Source organism: Acinetobacter sp. UBA5934, assembly GCF_002430855.1.
Classification (GTDB): domain Bacteria; phylum Pseudomonadota; class Gammaproteobacteria; order Pseudomonadales; family Moraxellaceae; genus Acinetobacter.
Window position 1 is genome coordinate 1 of sequence record NZ_DJDC01000155.1, and the last position, 848, is coordinate 848.

Annotated in this window: 2 protein-coding genes; both read right to left on the reverse strand. The window is 40.7% G+C overall.

What is annotated here, in order from left to right:
- Positions 1-290 precede the first annotated feature (290 nt).
- Positions 291-677 carry a 30S ribosomal protein S9 gene (gene rpsI, locus B2Y23_RS10690; RefSeq protein WP_291356720.1) on the reverse strand — a complete coding sequence of 129 codons (387 nt, stop codon included), beginning with the start codon at positions 675-677 and terminating at the stop codon, positions 291-293.
- A 12-nt stretch (positions 678-689) separates the two neighbouring features.
- On the reverse strand, positions 690-848 hold a 159-nt coding region (locus B2Y23_RS10695), incomplete at its 5' end, for an uL13 family ribosomal protein (protein ID WP_291370756.1).

Below are 848 nucleotides of genomic sequence, written 5' to 3' on the forward strand. Positions count from 1 at the left end.
TAAAAAGCACGAAGCATAAAAGGTGAATCAGACTGAAGCAGGATAGATTATAAGAAAAAACAACTGGAGGAAAAGAATATGCTGATTAAGCTAGCGATTGCTTTACTGTTTATTTTTATAGGTGTTGCAAACTATTATCTGAGTAAATCGTTCTGGTGCCATGAAGGAGTATGGGGTAAAGATGTTCACGAACAATAGTAAGGTTTAGATCCGTGATGAATCATGACTTAAATTCCTGCCATAAAAAAACCCTGGAAATTCCAGGGTTTCTGTCCGATTCGGTAAACGAATTAACGTTTAGAGAATTGAGGACGTTTACGAGCTTTACGTAAACCAAGTTTCTTACGTTCAACTTCACGAGCATCACGAGTAACGAAACCAGCTTGACGAAGAGCAGGTTTTAAAGTTTCGTCAGCAGCGATCAAGGCACGAGTAATACCGTGACGGATAGCGCCAGCTTGACCACCAATACCACCACCAGCAACAGTGATGTAAAGGTCAAATTTTTCAGTAACTTCTAAAAGCTCTAAAGGTTGACGAACAACCATACGAGCAGTTTCACGACCGAAATATTGTTCTAAAGAACGGTTGTTAATTACGAGTTTACCAGTACCAGCTGATAGGAAAACACGTGCAGTTGCGGTCTTACGGCGACCTGTACCATAGTTAGTAGCCATGTGCTGTATCCCTTAGATGTCCAAAACTTGTGGCTGTTGAGCAGTATGTGGATGCTCAGTACCAGCGTACACTTTCATTTTTTTGATCATTGCATAACCAAGAGGACCTTTTGGCAACATGCCTTTTACAGCGCGTTGGAAAATTTCTTCTGGTTTGTGAGCAACTAATTT